Source organism: Burkholderia sp. BCC0419 (assembly GCF_902830285.1).
Classification (GTDB): Bacteria; Pseudomonadota; Gammaproteobacteria; order Burkholderiales; family Burkholderiaceae; genus Burkholderia.
Genome location: NZ_CADESR010000005.1, coordinates 312,861 through 327,574 on the forward strand (window position 1 = coordinate 312,861; position 14,714 = coordinate 327,574).

Annotated in this window: 11 protein-coding genes; 1 reads left to right on the forward strand and 10 read right to left on the reverse strand. The window is 68.7% G+C overall.

Annotation, left to right across the window (positions count from 1 at the left end):
- Nucleotides 1-278 precede the first annotated feature (278 nt).
- The gene (locus HWW87_RS25230; protein ID WP_175822574.1) at nt 279-851 is read right to left on the reverse strand and encodes a hypothetical protein; all 573 of its coding nucleotides are present in this window, start codon (nt 849-851) and stop codon (nt 279-281) included.
- Nucleotides 852-1,008: 157 nt separating this feature from the next.
- Between HWW87_RS25230 and HWW87_RS25235 the strand changes: the two genes are divergently transcribed.
- Nucleotides 1,009-1,545 (forward strand): TlpA disulfide reductase family protein, encoded by a 537-nt coding sequence (locus HWW87_RS25235; protein ID WP_174389939.1) that lies wholly within the window; start codon nt 1,009-1,011, stop codon nt 1,543-1,545.
- Nucleotides 1,546-1,645: 100 nt separating this feature from the next.
- Here the strand turns inward: HWW87_RS25235 and HWW87_RS25240 are convergent, their stop codons facing one another.
- From HWW87_RS25240 to HWW87_RS25280, 9 genes are all read right to left on the reverse strand, one after another.
- On the reverse strand, nt 1,646-2,998 hold the full coding sequence (locus HWW87_RS25240; protein WP_174431706.1) for a sigma-54 dependent transcriptional regulator: 1,353 nt from the start codon (nt 2,996-2,998) through the stop codon (nt 1,646-1,648).
- Nucleotides 2,999-3,086: 88 nt separating this feature from the next.
- Nucleotides 3,087-5,096 carry an ATP-binding protein gene (locus tag HWW87_RS25245; protein WP_175822575.1) on the reverse strand — a complete coding sequence of 670 codons (2,010 nt, stop codon included), beginning with the start codon at nt 5,094-5,096 and terminating at the stop codon, nt 3,087-3,089.
- Between the two features lie 4 nt (nt 5,097-5,100).
- Complete coding sequence (locus tag HWW87_RS25250) at nt 5,101-6,393, reverse strand: dicarboxylate/amino acid:cation symporter (RefSeq protein ID WP_175822576.1); 1,293 nt, start codon at nt 6,391-6,393, stop codon at nt 5,101-5,103.
- Nucleotides 6,394-6,750: 357 nt separating this feature from the next.
- A complete protein-coding gene (locus HWW87_RS25255; protein WP_175822577.1) occupies nt 6,751-8,436 on the reverse strand; it encodes a cation acetate symporter in 1,686 nt (561 codons plus the stop codon).
- Between the two features lie 11 nt (nt 8,437-8,447).
- On the reverse strand, nt 8,448-8,753 hold the full coding sequence (locus HWW87_RS25260; RefSeq protein WP_014895931.1) for a DUF485 domain-containing protein: 306 nt from the start codon (nt 8,751-8,753) through the stop codon (nt 8,448-8,450).
- Between the two features lie 189 nt (nt 8,754-8,942).
- Nucleotides 8,943-10,148 carry a CaiB/BaiF CoA-transferase family protein gene (locus HWW87_RS25265; protein WP_175822578.1) on the reverse strand — a complete coding sequence of 402 codons (1,206 nt, stop codon included), beginning with the start codon at nt 10,146-10,148 and terminating at the stop codon, nt 8,943-8,945.
- Nucleotides 10,149-10,177: 29 nt separating this feature from the next.
- A complete protein-coding gene (locus HWW87_RS25270) occupies nt 10,178-11,323 on the reverse strand; it encodes an acyl-CoA dehydrogenase family protein (protein ID WP_175822579.1) in 1,146 nt (381 codons plus the stop codon).
- Between the two features lie 14 nt (nt 11,324-11,337).
- Entirely contained in the window at nt 11,338-12,534 is a 1,197-nt protein-coding gene (locus HWW87_RS25275; protein WP_175822580.1) for an acyl-CoA dehydrogenase family protein, read from the reverse strand.
- 29 nt (nt 12,535-12,563) lie between these two features.
- Complete coding sequence (locus HWW87_RS25280) at nt 12,564-14,690, reverse strand: 3-hydroxyacyl-CoA dehydrogenase NAD-binding domain-containing protein (protein ID WP_175822581.1); 2,127 nt, start codon at nt 14,688-14,690, stop codon at nt 12,564-12,566.
- Nucleotides 14,691-14,714: the final 24 nt, after the last annotated feature.

Below are 14,714 nucleotides of genomic sequence, written 5' to 3' on the forward strand. Positions count from 1 at the left end.
GAATCCGGCCCCGGATTGCGGCTCGCCGCGGCCTTTGCCGGACGGAATCCGTATCCCGTTGTTTTGATTGATTTTTCTCAAAAGGCGTGCGGGCGACCAAACGGACCGGAAGGCCGTCCCGCGCGGCTTTGCGGGAAATACCGGCTACTTTTCAACAAAGTTATCCACATGCGCTGTGGATAGCTGAAAAACCCTCGCAAAATCCGGCGATTAGCGTCGAAAGCTGCGAATGAACTTTCAGTTGTCACAGTGTGTCTGAGCGCCCTCGCCGGCCATCGTCAATCGAGTTTGAACGAGCCGAAAAACTGGTCGAACTGCTCCTGCGCGAGCGGCCCGTCGGCGATCACGACGGCCTGGTACGCGTGCCGGCCGCGCGCGGCCAGCCGCGCGACGATCGTCTTGCGTGCGCGATCGCCGCCGGCAGCGGCACCCGCGATGCGCAGCTCGAGCCCGTTCACCGCGCCGCCGGCCGCGAGCGGCACGGGCACCGACGCGGTCTGCGGCGCGCCTTCGAGGTTGCGCGACAGCCCCGCGCGCAGGAATTCGAGCGCCGCGCGGCGCGTGTCGTCACGGTCGTCGGGCAGCGTCAGCGTGCCGACCGCGAATACCGCGCCGTCGACGTGCGCGGCCTGCATCCGCATCGGCATCGCGGTGCCGCCGAGCGCCACCGGCTGCTCCTCGACGGTCGGCTTCGCCGGCAGGTCGATCGTGTAGCCGGCGTCGTTGTGCAGCGTGCGCCAATCGTACGATGGCGAGCATGCGGCCAGCGCGGCGCTCAGGCAGGCCAGCGCGGCGAAGTGTCGCAGCGGGCGAAAAAGGGGGCGCAACGAATCGATGACTTCCTTCGGCATGGCGTGGATCGCGGCAGGCAAAACGGCCATTATCCGCCGAACCGGAAAACCGGAATGCCTGGCCGCCGCCGGTGCGCGCGCCGCATTCGCGCTAAAATGAGCGCCGAATTTCGACGTCCTTTGCATCGATCAGCGTCATCGACTCCGAGAGCACCAGATGAACACCACGCCTCCCGCCCGCCGCAGTACCGGCCCCGTCCGCTACCTCGTCGCGGCCGCCGTCGTCGCGGCGATCGCCGTCGCCGGCTTCTTTGCGTTCAACGGCAAGTCCAGCGTGCCGGACGCGACCTTCACGCTGCTGTCGGGCCAGAAGGTCTCGACCGCCGGCGACCTGAAGGGCAAGGTCTATCTCGTGAACTTCTGGGCGACGAGCTGCGCGACCTGCATGCAGGAAATGCCGCAGATGGTCGAGACCTACAATCGCTTCAAGGGCCAGGGGCTGGAATTCGTCGCGGTCGCGATGAACTACGATCCGCCGATGTACGTCGCGAACTACGCGCAGACGCGCCAGTTGCCGTTCAAGGTCGCGCTCGACGACGGCAGCGTCGCGAAGCAGTTCGGCAACGTGCAGCTCACGCCGACGACCTTCGTCGTCGACAAGGACGGCAAGATCCTGAAGCGCTACGTCGGCGCGCCGCAGTTCGCGGAACTCGACGCGCTGCTCAAGAAGGCGCTCGACGGCAACGCGGCCTGAGCGCCGCCGGATCCGGCTCGAGGGCACGCGCACCGCGCCCTTCCGGCAAAAGAAACGGACCGCATGACCGGGCACCCCGGTTCCGCGGTCCGTTTGCTTTTCAGCGCTCGGTTTCGCCTTTCGCCGACAGCCCGTAGCGCTTCATCTTCTCGTACAGCGTCGCCTTGCCGACATGCAGCCGGTCGGCCGTCGCCGCGACCGCGCCGCCCGTCTGGTTCAGCGCCTCGGCGATCACCGCGCGCTCGAACTGCTCGATGCGCTCCTTCAGCGTCTGGTCGTTGTCGGCGTCGTCGCCCGCGCCCGTTTCCTGCGGCATGTCGGCCACGCCGAGCACGAAGCGGTCGGCCGCGTTGCGCAGCTCGCGCACGTTGCCCGGCCAGTCGCGCTGCATCAGGCTCGCGCGCTGCCGGTCGGTCAGCACCGGCGCGGGCCGTCCGTAGCGCACGGCCGCATCGAGCATGAAGTGCTCGAACAGCGGCACGATGTCCTCGCGGCGCTCGGCGAGCGGCGGCAGCGCGATCGTCACGACGTTGAGCCGGTACAGCAGGTCGCGCCGGAACGTGCCGGCCGCGACGAGCTCGCTCATGTCGCCCTTCGCGGCCGCGACCACGCGGCAGTTCACGCGGATCGGCTGGTTCGAGCCGAGCCGCTCCAGCACGCCGTCCTGCAGCACGCGCAGCAGCTTCACCTGCAACGCGAGCGGCATGCTTTCGATTTCGTCGAGGAACAGCGTGCCGCCGGACGCGTATTCGAGCTTGCCGACGCGCCGTTTCGCGGCGCCGGTGAACGCACCGGGCTCGTAGCCGAACATCTCCGACTCGAACATCGGCTCGGGCAGCGCGCCGCAATTGACCGCGATGAACGGCTTGTCGCGGCGCGGCGACAGCTCGTGCAGGCTGCGCGCGATCAGCTCCTTGCCGGCGCCCGTGTCGCCGTTGATCAGTACCGACGCGTCGGTCGGCGCGACGTTCGCGATCAGCTTGCGCACCTGCTCGATCGCCGGGCTGCGGCCGATGATGCGCGGCGCGACGACGTTCTGCCCGGCCAGCTCGCGCCGCAACGCGTGGTTCTCGAGCACGAGCTCGCGGCGCTCGAGCGCGCGGCGTACCGTCTCGATCAGGCGCTCGGCCGCGAACGGCTTTTCGATGAAATCGTACGCACCGTCGCGCATCGCCTGCACGGCCATCGAGATGTCGCCGTGCCCGGTGACGAGGATCACCGGCACGTCGGGCACGCGCTCGCGGCACTGCGCGAGCACGTCGAGCCCGCTCGCGCCGGGCAGCCGGATGTCGCTGACGATCGCGCCGGCGGTATCCGCGACGATCGCCTTCTCGGCCGCTTCGGCCGACTCGAAGCCGGTGACGTCGAAGCCCGCCAGTTGAAGGCTCTGCACGCTCGCCCGGCGCACGAGCGCATCGTCTTCGATATAGATCACTTGCAGCCGGTTGGCCATCGTACTCACTTGCTCCTGACAAGCCGCGCGGCGCTATTGCACGCGGCGCTCGTTGATGCCGGTCGTTCGCCGACCGGGCCTGCTCACGCTAATGCGAGCCCGCCGGCTCGGACACGGAGTCCGGATGATGCGTGCGGGCGCGCCGCAGCGTCAAGACGAACAGCGCGCCGCCCGACGGTGCGTTGCGTGCGGTCAGCGCGCCGCCCGCGTCGCTCGCGATCGACGACGAGATCGCAAGGCCGAGGCCGAGCCCGCGCCCCATTTCCTTGGTCGTGAAGAACGGCTCGAACAGGCGCGGCAGCAAATCGGGCGCAATGCCGGAGCCGTTGTCGCGCACCTCGACCGCGAGCGTCGCGGCCGACACCGCGATCGTCACCTCGATGGCCGGCGCCGCGACGCCGGCCACCGCGTCGAGCGCGTTGCCGAGCAGGTTGATCAGCACCTGTTCGAGGCGCAGGTCCTCGCAGCGCGCGACGAGTTCGGGATAGTCGCGCGCCAGGTCGAGCGGCGCGTCGTGCGCGGGCGACACGGTCGCGTCCTGCAGCGTCAGCGTGAGCGCGACGCCGCGCAGGCGCTCGTCGAGCAGCGACAGCACACTGCGCAGCGCGCGCACGACGAGTGCCTGCTCGTTGCGCGGCTTCGCGCGGCCGACGAACAGCTTCAGCTGGTTGGTGATCTTGCCCATCCGCTCGGTGAGCGCGGCGATCGCCTCGAGATTCTCGCGCGCGGCGGCCTGCTCGCCGCGATCGAGCAGCACGCGCGTGTTGTCCGAGAAGCTGCGCAGCGCCGCGAGCGGCTGGTTCAGTTCATGCGTGATGCCGGCCGCCATCTGGCCGAGCGCGGCGAGCTTGCTCGCCTGGATCAGTTCGTCGTGCGCGGCGCGCAGCTCCTGCTCCGCGCGGATGCGGTCGCCGACTTCCTTCTGCAACTGCTCGTTCGCTTCAGACAAATCGGCCGTACGCTCCTCGACGCGCCGGTTCAGCTCCGCGTACGCCTGCTGCAGCAGCGCGCGGCCGCGGATCATCTCGCGCACGCGGGCGCGGCGCATCCGCCAGTAGAACGCGAGCAGCGCGACCGATACGAAGCCGAAGCCGGTGACGATCGTCGCGTTGCGCGCATCGGCGTCGATCGGCGCGAGCGGCGCGAGCGTGACGAGCAGCCAGTCGGGCTCGCCGATCCGCCGCTTGCTGGCGAGGAAGCGCGGCGCGCGCAGGCCGGGCCCGAGGCGCACGATCTCCGCATCGGCGCCGAGCGTCTGCTCGACGCGCAGCGGCAGCGGCGTGACCGGTTGCTGCGCGTACTGGCGCGTTTCGTAGATCGACGCGGCGACGGGCCCCGTGAGCGGGCGCAGCGTGTGGTACTTCCATGCGGGCACCGACGACAGGAACACGACGCCGTGATCGTCCACGACGACGAGCGGCTCGGACGCGTCGGCGCCCTGGAACCATTCGAGGTTGAGCTTCACGACGACGACGCCCGCGATCTTGCCGTCGCGCCACACGGGCTGCGAGATGTAGTAGCCGGGGTCGCGCGAGATCGTGCCGATCCCGAAGAAGCGGCCGACCCGGCCGTTCATCGCATCGAGGAAATACGGGCGGAAACGGTATTCGATCCCGACGAAGCTGTCGGGCGCGCGCCAGTTGCTGGCGGCGACGCATAGGCCGTCCGCGCCGATCACGTAGGTGACGGTCGCGTGCGCGTGTTCGTTGAGATCTTCGAGATAACGGTTGACGCGGGCGGTGTAGTCGCCGCGCTTCGGCTCGGCCAGGAGGTCCTGCACGTACGGATGGCTGCCGAGCAGGTAAGGCAGCGATTCGTAGCGGTCGAGCGTGCTCTTGAGCGCGTTGGTGGTGCGCTCGACGCGCACCGCGGCATTGCGCTGCAGCTCGGCGACGCCGCGCTGCCAGGTGATCGTCCACGTGAGCGCGCACGCCGCCGCGAGCGCGGCGGCAAGCACGACGAAGATGAGCAGGCGGCGCGTCACGGTCGAGGCTTCCTGGCGATGCGGATCGCCTATTGTGTCATAGGCCTGCGCATCGATACCCCGGCCGCCGCGGGCCGCACGGCCGGCGGGCGGTGCCGCCGCCTGCTCGTTCATCGCGTCAGACGCCGGCCGTCTTCTCGGTCGGCGCGACTTCGCCGCCGCCCTTCAGCGCCTGGCGCAGCTTGTTGCGGTCGAGCTCCTTCTCCCACGCGGACACGACGACGGTTGCCACGCCGTTGCCGACGATGTTGGTCAGCGCGCGGCATTCGCTCATGAAGCGGTCGATGCCGAGGATCAGCACCATGCCCGACAGCGGGATCGTCGGCACGACGGCCAGCGTCGCGGCGAGCGTGATGAAGCCCGCACCGGTCACGCCGCTCGCGCCCTTCGACGTCAGCATCGCGACGGCCAGCAGCGTGAGCTGCTGCATCCACGTCAGCTCGATGTTGGTCGCCTGCGCGATGAACAGCACGGCCATCGTCATGTAGATGTTGGTGCCGTCGAGGTTGAACGAATAGCCGGTCGGCACGACGAGGCCGACGACCGAACGCGAGCAGCCGGCCTTCTCGAGCTTTTCCATCAGCTGCGGCAGCGCGGCTTCCGACGAGCTCGTGCCGAGCACGATCAGCAGTTCTTCCTTGATGTACGACACGAAGCGGATGATCGAGAAGCCGGTGAAGCGCGCGATCGTGCCGAGCACGACCAGCACGAACACGATCGACGTCAGGTAGAACGTGCCGATCAGCTTGAGCAGCGGCACCAGCGAGCCGACGCCGTACTTGCCGATCGTGAACGCCATCGCGCCGAACGCGCCGATCGGGGCCAGCTTCGTGACGATGTGCACGATGCCGAACAGCACGCGCGTGAGCCCGTCGATGAAATCGGTGACGACCTTGCCGCGCTCGCCGAGGTGCGCGAGCACGCTGCCGAACAGCAGCGCGATCAGCAGGATCTGCAGGATCTCGCCCTGCGCGAACGCATCGACCATCGTGTTCGGGATGATGTGCAGCAGGAAGTCGACCGTCGACTGCCCGTGCGCCTTCGCCGCGTACGACGCGACGGCCTTGCCGTCGAGCGTCGCCGGATCGATGTTGAAGCCGACGCCCGGACGCAGCAGGTGCGTGGCCGCGAGGCCGAGCAGCAGCGCGAAGGTCGACACGATCTCGAAGTACAGCAGCGCCTTGCCGCCGACGCGGCCGACCTTCTTCATGTCCTCCATGCCGGCGATGCCGGTGACGACCGTACAGAAGATGATCGGGCCGATCACCATCTTGATCAGCTTGATGAAGCCGTCGCCGAGCGGCTTCATGTCGGTGGCGATCGACGGGTAGTAGTGGCCGAGGATCACGCCGACGATGATGGCGAAGATCACCTGCACATAGAGCACTTTGTAGAAAGGTTTCTTCTTCACGATGATTCCTGCTGAAGTAGATGATGAGCCGGTGGAAACGGCGTCACGCGCGCAGGCGAATGTCTCAGGGGAAAGCCAGTCGCCCGCGCGGCTGCCGTGCCGCAACAAGCGATGCCTCAGGACATCCGGAGGGGGAGGAAGGCATTGGTCATCGGTTGTCTCCTTGATTTAATAGTGGGCCGAGGGGGCGGCCGTGCTTTTTATATCGCAAGGTCGATGCCAGGTTGCCGGAACCCCTCAAACCGTTGTTTTCATTGTATTTCTCATAATGCGGCAGGCAAGGAAATCCGGGATTCCGGATTTCCGGAAAATATCCGTCCGGCGATCCGGACGGAACAGGTCATTTCATCGGATGAATCAATGCTGCACGGCCCGGCTCGCCAGCACGCCCGTCTGCGCATAGAACTCCTGCCGCTCGAACGCGTCGCGCTCGCGCCGCGCCCGCTCGCCGCGATCCGCGAGCGAACCGACGACGATCCCGATGAACGCGAGCGGCACCGACACGAGCGCCGGGTTGTCGAGGAATACCGGCGCGTGCGCGTGGTGCAGCACGTCGACCCACACCGACTTCGACAGCACCGTGAGCGCGACCGCCGACACGAGGCCGAGGCCGCCGCCGAGCACCGCGCCGCGCGTCGTCATCCCGCGCCAGAAGATCGACATCGCGAGCACCGGGAAATTCGCGCTCGCGGCCACCGCCGCGACGAGCCCGACCATGAACGCGACGTTCACGTGCTCGAACAGGATCGACAGCGCGATCGCGACGGCCGACAGCACGATCGTCGCCGCGCGCGAGATGCGCATTTCCAGCCGTTCGTCGGGCTTGCCGCGCGCCCACATCTGCGCATACAGGTCGTGCGAGATCGTCGTCGCCCCGGCGAGCGTCAGGCCCGCGACCACCGCGAGGATCGTCGCGAACGTGACGGCCGCGATGAACCCGTAGAACCAGTTGCCGCCGACCGCCTGCGCGAGCTTCACCGCGACCATGTTGGAGCCGCCGAGCAGGTCGTGCGTGAGGTTGAACGTACCGTTGGCGCCGAGCTTGAAGAACTCGGGATGCTGCGCGAGCAGCACGATCGCCGAGAAGCCGATCACGAAGGTCAGCAGGTAGAAGTAGCCGATGAAGCCGGTCGCGTAGAGCACCGACTTGCGCGCCTCCCTCGCGTTCGGCACCGTGAAGAAGCGCATCAGGATGTGCGGGAAGCCGGCCGTGCCGAACATCAGCGCGATGCCGAGCGACAGCGCATTGGCCGGATCGCGGATCAGCTTGCCGGGCCCCATGATCGACAGCGCGCCCGGGTGCACGGCCACCGCGCGGCGGAACATCGCGTCGACGCTGAAGCCGAATTCGGCGAGCGCGAGCAACACGAGCAGCGTCGCGCCGCACAGCAGCAGCACGGCCTTGATCACCTGCACCCAGGTGGTCGCGGTCATCCCGCCGAAGAACACGTAGACGACCATCAGCACGCCGACGATCAGCTCGGCCGTGCCGTATGACAGCCCGAACAGCAGCTGGATCAGCTTGCCCGCGCCGACCATCTGCACGACCAGGTACAGCACGACGATCGTCAGCGCGTTCGCGGAGGTCAGCAGCCGGATCGGCCGCTGCGCGAAGCGGTACGCGACGACGTCGACGAACGTGAACTTGCCGAGGTTGCGCAGCGGTTCGGCGATAAGGAACATCACGAACGGCCAGCCGACCAGGAAGCCGATCGAGTAGATCAGCCCGTCGAAGCCGAACATGAACACCATGCCGGACAGCCCGAGGAACGACGCGGCCGACATGTAGTCGCCGGCGATCGCGAGCCCGTTCTGCAGCCCGGTGATGCCGCCGCCGGCCGTGTAGAAGTCGCGCGTCGAGCGCGTGCGGCGCGCGGCCCAGCGCGTGAGCGCGAGCGTCGCGAACACGAACGCGAAGAACATCCCGATCGCGACCGGGTTCAGCTCGACCTTGTCGGGCATCGGGCCGGCGACGCCGGTCGCATCGGCGGTGGAGGAAACGAGAACGGCCAGCGCGCCGAGCGCGCTCGAAATGAATCGCATGGCGGCCTCCGTTACGAACGCTGCAGGATCGCGTCGACGCGGCGGTCGAACGCACGGTTCGCGCGCAGCACGTAGCACGCGGTCAGGCCGATCGCGACCAGGATGATCGCGACGCCCGCGGCGATCCCGACCGTCGTCGTCGCGCCGCGGTACAGCGGCGCGGCGAGCACGTGCGGCGCGAGCGCGACGAGCAGGATGAAGCCGTAGTACGTGGCGATCATCAGTGCCGTCAGCGTGAAGCTGAAGCGGCGCCGTGCGCGCACGAGTTGCTGGTAGTCACGGCGCGCCGTGACCGATTCGATGACGGAAAGCTCCATGGTGTCTCCTATGTCGACCGGAGTTAGCGCTTTAGCGCTTACTCTGGTCCCATGCTTCGCGGTCGACCGAAGCTGGCGCGCGAGCGCCGACTCCAGTCCCCGCAGGGCGCCTCGTCGTTTCGCGAGGGTCGTCTTGTCGATAGCCGGCGCGTGATCCGATCCGCCCGCGCCGCGGCGGCAAAGATCGATTCAGACCACGCGGTCCGCACGCAGCCGCGCCACCTCGTCGGCCGGCATCCCGAGCCACCCGCCGAGCACCGCATCCGTATCCGCGCCGAGCACCGGCGGCGCGCCGCGCACCGGCAGGCGCGCGCCGTCGAAGCGGTACGGCGGCGCGAGCACGTCGACGCCGCCCGCGACCGGATGCGGCTGCCGCGTGACGAGCCCGGCGCGGGTGGCGCGTTCGGACGTCAGCGCTTCGTGCAGCCCGAGCACTTCGCCGCACGGAATGCCCGCGTCGGCGAGCGCCGCCAGCAGCGTCGCGCGCGACCGGCGCGCAAGTTCGCCACGAATCTCGGGCAGCAGGTCGGCACGATTCTGCGAGCGGCCGAGGTTGGTCTTGTAGCGTTCGTCCGCCGCGAGATCGGACCGCTCGATCGCGTCGCAAAAGCGCGCGAACTGCGTGTTGTTGCCAACCGTGATCACGAGCGGGCCGTCGGCCGCGTCGAACACGCCGTACGGCACGATCGACGGATGCGCGTTGCCGTAGCGCGGCGGGTCCTCGCCCGTCAGCAGCGCGTCGAGCCCGTAGTACGCGGTGATCATCAGCCCGCAGTCGAACAGCGCCATCTCGATGCGCCGTCCGCGCCCCGTCGCATGGCGTTCGTACAACGCGGCGAGGATCGCCTGCGCCGAATACATGCCGGTGAACAGGTCGACCGCCGCGACGCCGAACTTCAGCGGCGGCTGGTCGGCCTCGCCGTTCAGCGCCATCAGCCCGGCCTCGCCCTGCACGACGAGATCGTAGCCGGGCCGCGCGGCCTCGGCGCCCGAGCGGTCGTAGCCCGAGATCGCGCAATGCACGAGCCGCGGATTCAGCTCGGCCAGCGCGTCGTAGCCGAGCCCGAGCTTCTCCGCGCCGCCGCACTTGAAGTTGTGGATCACCACGTCGGCCTGCGCGGCCAGCTCGCGCGCGATGCGCTGGCCGGCTTCCGTCTGCAGGTCGACGCAGATCGACCGCTTGCTGCGGTTCACGCTGTTGAAATACGTGGTTTCGGTGTCGCCGATCCGTAGCCCCCAGTCGCGCGTATCGTCGCCGCGCGCCGGATGCTCGACCTTGATCACTTCCGCGCCGAAATCGGCGAGCACCATCGCGCACCACGGGCCCGCGAGCACGCGCGAGAAATCGAGCACCTTCACGCCGGCCAGCGGCAGCGCGCGCGTGTCGTTCGTCATTCTTGTCTCCTCCGTTCGCGTTTCCGCGCTTATTGTTTCGACAGCGCGATGTAGCGCGCGAGATGGTGATCCTCGTCGCCGAGCTGGTGGTCGATCATCACGAGCCGCTTCGCGTAGTGCGACAGCGGCAGCTCCCACGTCATCCCGATCCCGCCGTGCAGCTGGATGCTTTCCTCGGCGACGAGCGTGCCGATCCGGCCGATGCTGTATTTCGCCGCCGCGAGCGCGCGCTCACGCACCGCGCGCGGCGCATCGAGTTGCGCGGCCGCGTTGATCACGGCCGAGCGCGCCTGCTCGACTTCGAGCAGCAGGTCGGCCATCCGGTGCTGCAGCGCCTGGAAGCTGCCGATCGGCAAACCAAACTGCTTGCGCGTGCGCAGGTAGTCGAGCGTGTGCTCCTTCGCGACGTCCATCGCACCGAGCGCTTCCGCCGACAGCGCGAGCAGCCCGTAGCCGAGCACGCGTTCGAGCAGCTCGGCGCCTGCTTCGCCGTCGAGCGCATCCGGCGCGCCGAGGGCGGCATCGGCCGGCAGCGCGACGCGATCGAAGCGCACCTCGGCCGCGCGGCCGCCGTCGATCTTCTTGTAGTCGCGCAGCGACACGCCCGGTGCATCGGCCGGCACGACGAACAGGCCGATGCCGGCCGCATCGTCGTCGTGGCCGGACACGCGCGCGCTGACGACGAAGAACGCCGCCTGCGCGGCCTGGTCGACGACGCCCTTCGCGCCCGTCAGCACCCAGCCGTCGCCTGCACGTTCGGCGCGCGTACGCACGGTCGTCAGTTCGTAGTGCGAGCCCGGTTCGTCGTGCGCGAACGCGGCGCTCGCGCTGCCGTCGATCAGCGCGGCGAGCCGGTCGCGATGCACATCCCCGCCGGCGAGCGCCAGTGCGCGGCCCGCGAGCAGCGCGCCGAGGAACGGCTCGACGACGAGCCCGCGCCCGAGGCATTCGAACACCACGGCGATGTCGAAGCCCGCGCCGCCGAAGCCGCCGTCGGCTTCGGCGAACAGCGCGCCGACCGTACCGAGCTCGGCGAAGCGCTGCCACATTGCGCGGTCGAATCCTTCGGCCGACCGCGCGATGCGGTCACGCACCGGGAACGCGTACTGTTCGGCGATGAAGCGGTTCAACGTATCCGCCAGCATCCGGCGGTCTTCTGTGTGCTGGAAATCCATCGTCGCGTCCCTAGTTACAGCCCGAGCATCATCTTCGCGATGATGTTCTTCTGGATCTCGTTCGAGCCGCCGAAAATCGACAGCTTCCGGTTGTTGAAATACTGCTGCGCGGCGCTCGCGGCTTCGTCGGGGCCGACCGGTTCGCCGGCGTAGTCGGCGTCGAGCGCATCTTCGATGAACGGCTGCGCATACGGCCCCATCGCGCGCCGCATCAGCGCGGTGATCTCCTGGCGGATCTGCGTGCCGCGAATTTTCAGCATCGAGCTTTCCGCGCCCGGCACGCCGCCGCCCGCGACCGCGGCCAGCACGCGCAGGTTGGTCGTGCGCATGTTTTCCAGTTCGATCTCGACGCGCGCGACGCGTGCCGCGAAGAACGGATCGTCCGCGAGCGGGCGGCCGTTCTTCGTGACCTTCGCGGCGACCGCGCGCAGCCGGTCGAGGGCAGCGGTCGAGAAGCCGATTCCGGCGATGTTGGTGCGCTCGTACGTCAGCAGGTATTTCGCGTAGGTCCAGCCGCGGTTCTCTTCGCCGACCAGGTTTTCCACCGGCACGCGCACGTCGGTGAAGAACACCTCGTTCACCTCGTGCTCGCCGTCGAGCGTGATGATCGGGCGGACCTCGACGCCCGGCGTGTTCATGTCGATCAGCAGAAAGCTGATGCCTTCCTGCTTGCGCACGTCGGTCGCGGTGCGCACGAGGCAGAAGATCATGTTCGCGTAGTGGCCGAGCGTGGTCCACGTCTTCTGGCCGTTCACGACGTAGTGATCACCGTGGCGCACCGCGCTCGTCTTCACCGCCGCGAGATCGGAACCGGCGCCCGGCTCCGAATAGCCCTGGCACCACCAGTCGATGCCGTCGAGAATGCGCGGCAGCCAGTGATGCTTCTGCGCGTCGTTGCCGTACTTGATCAGCACGGGGCCGAGCATGTTCACGCCGAACGGCACGATGCGCGGCGCGCCGGCGAGCGCGCATTCGTTGTCGAACAGGAACTTCTGCGCGACGCTCCAGCCGGGGCCACCGTATTCGCGCGGCCAGTGGCTCGCGAGCCAGCCGCGGGCATTCAGGATCGCGTGCCATTCGCGCATGTCGTCGCGCGTCAGGTGCAGGCCGCCCTTCACCTTGCGCGCGATGCGCGCCGGTAGTTCAGCGGCGAGGAAGCGCTGCACTTCCGTGCGGAAGGCTTCCTCTTCGGGTGTGAAATCGAGGTCCATCTTCGGTCCGTTGAAAATGCGGTGGGCGTTCAGTCGATGCGGTTCAGGCTCGCGAAATCCGCGCCGCGCGCGACGAGATCGACGAGCAGCGGCGACGGCTTCCAGAACAGCGGATCTTCCTTCGCGAACGCGCGGATATCGGCGAGCACGTTCGGCAGGCCGACCGTGTCCGCGTAGTGCATCGGGCCGCCGCGATAGCGCGGGAAGCCGTAGCCGTACAGGAACACCGCGTCGACGTCGAGCGGGCGCAGCGCGATCTTCTCGTGCACGACGTTCGCGCCTTCGTTGATCATCGCGGCAAGGTAGCGGCGCAGGATCTCGTCGTCGGTGAACGTGCGCGGCGTGACGCCCTTCTTCGTGCGTTCTTCCGCGACGATGGCCTCGACTTCCGGGTCGGGCGTGCCGACGCGCGCGCCGTCCGGATACAGGTAGTAGCCGCGCCCGGTCTTCTGCCCGAACCAGCCGCGCTCGCACAGCCGGTCGGAAATCTCCACGTAGCGCGCGTTCGGGTCGCGCGTCGCCGCGCGGCGCTTGCGGGTCGCCCAGCCGATGTCGCCGCCCGCGAGGTCGACCACCTGGAACGGGCCCATCGGGAAACCGAACTCGCGCACCGCGCGATCGATGTGGTACGGCGACGCGCCGTCTTCCATCAGGTAGTCGGCCGCCGTCCGGTAGACGGCGAGGATCCGGTTGCCGATGAAGCCGTCGCATACGCCGGCGCGCACCGGCGTCTTCTTCAATTGCTTCGCGAGCGCGAACGCGGTCGCGACGACGTCCGCGCTCACGTGCGCCGGCACGACGATCTCGAGCAGCTTCATCACGTTGGCCGGCGAGAAGAAATGCAGGCCGATCACGTCGGCCGGCCGGTCGATGCTCGCGGCGAGTGCGTCGATGTCGAGATACGACGTGTTGGTCGCGAGCACCGCGCCCGGCTTGCACACGCGGGCAAGCTCGGCGAACACGGCCTGCTTCACGGCCATGTCCTCGAATACGGCTTCGATCACGACGTCGGCCTGCGCGAGCGCGTCGTACGACGTGCTGCCCTTGAAGCGCGCGAGCCGCGCCGCATGCGCGGCCGGCGTCATCCGCCCTTTCGCGACGAGGCCGTCGTACACCTTCTCGACGTGCGCGCGACCGCGCGCGAGCGACGCTTCGTCGCGCTCGATCATCGTCACCGGCAGCCCGGCGTCGAGCGCCGCGACCGCGATGCCCGCGCCCATCGTGCCGCCGCCGACCACGCCGATCCGCTCGACCGGCCGTGCGCGCCCACGTCGCGCCTCGGGTGCCTTCGCCGCTTCGCGTTCCGCGAAGAACGCATGCACGAGGCCCGCGCGCTGCGGGCTGTCGAGGCACTGCAGGAACAGGCTGCGTTCGAACTTCATCCCCGCGTCGAACGACTGCGTGAGCGCGGCCTCGACCGCGTCGACGATCTTCGCCGGCGAGAAAAGGCCGCGCGACTTCTTCGGCAATTCCGCGCGCGCCGCGTCGATCGCGGCTTGCGCGGCTACGCGGTCGGCCAGCCCCTGCGCGTCGCGCGTGCGGCGCACGGGCGCGCCGAGCGACACGAGTTCCTGCGCGTAGGCGAGCCCTTCGGCGAGCGTGTCGTCGCTGTGCGCGATGCGATCGACGAGGCCGAGCGCGAGCGCTTCCTCGGCACTCGCATGGCGGCCAGTCAGCATCAGGTCGAGTGCGGCCTTCGCGCCGATCAGGCGCGGCGCGCGCTGCGTGCCGCCCGCGCCGGGCAACAGGCCGAGCGTCACTTCGGGCAGCCCGAGCTTCGCGCCGGGCACCACGAGCCGGTAATGCGCGGCCAGCGCGACCTCGAGGCCGCCGCCGAGCGTCGCGCCGTGCAGCGCGACCACGACCGGCTTGGCGCCCGATTCGATCCGTTCGCACACGTCGGGCAGCGACGGCGGCACGGGCGGCTTGCCGAATTCGCGGATGTCGGCGCCCGCGATGAAGTTGCGGCCGGCGCCGACGATCAGCACCGCGCGGATCGCGTCGTCGGCCTGCGCGGCGTCGACCGCGTCGGCGAGGCCGCGCCGCACATCGGCGGACAGCGCGTTGACGGGCGGATGGTCGATCGTGACGACGAGCACCTTGTCGCGCCGTTCGCGCGTGACGGTGCCGGTTTGAAGGGTAGCGGGGGAATTCATGGCGTCTCCTGTCGAAGCTGTCGA

Excerpts from the sequence above, each read along its gene's own strand:
- HWW87_RS25230 (WP_175822574.1), bottom strand. The coding sequence starts at position 851 with ATGCCGAAGGAAGTCATCGATTCGTTGCGCCCCCTTTTTCGCCCGCTG.
- HWW87_RS25235 (WP_174389939.1), top strand. The coding sequence starts at position 1,009 with ATGAACACCACGCCTCCCGCCCGCCGCAGTACCGGCCCCGTCCGCTAC.
- HWW87_RS25240 (WP_174431706.1), bottom strand. The coding sequence starts at position 2,998 with ATGGCCAACCGGCTGCAAGTGATCTATATCGAAGACGATGCGCTCGTG.
- HWW87_RS25245 (WP_175822575.1), bottom strand. The coding sequence starts at position 5,096 with ATGAACGAGCAGGCGGCGGCACCGCCCGCCGGCCGTGCGGCCCGCGGC.
- HWW87_RS25255 (WP_175822577.1), bottom strand. The coding sequence starts at position 8,436 with ATGCGATTCATTTCGAGCGCGCTCGGCGCGCTGGCCGTTCTCGTTTCC.
- HWW87_RS25260 (WP_014895931.1), bottom strand. The coding sequence starts at position 8,753 with ATGGAGCTTTCCGTCATCGAATCGGTCACGGCGCGCCGTGACTACCAG.
- HWW87_RS25265 (WP_175822578.1), bottom strand. The coding sequence starts at position 10,148 with ATGACGAACGACACGCGCGCGCTGCCGCTGGCCGGCGTGAAGGTGCTC.
- HWW87_RS25270 (WP_175822579.1), bottom strand. The coding sequence starts at position 11,323 with ATGGATTTCCAGCACACAGAAGACCGCCGGATGCTGGCGGATACGTTG.
- HWW87_RS25275 (WP_175822580.1), bottom strand. The coding sequence starts at position 12,534 with ATGGACCTCGATTTCACACCCGAAGAGGAAGCCTTCCGCACGGAAGTG.
- HWW87_RS25280 (WP_175822581.1), bottom strand. The coding sequence starts at position 14,690 with ATGAATTCCCCCGCTACCCTTCAAACCGGCACCGTCACGCGCGAACGG.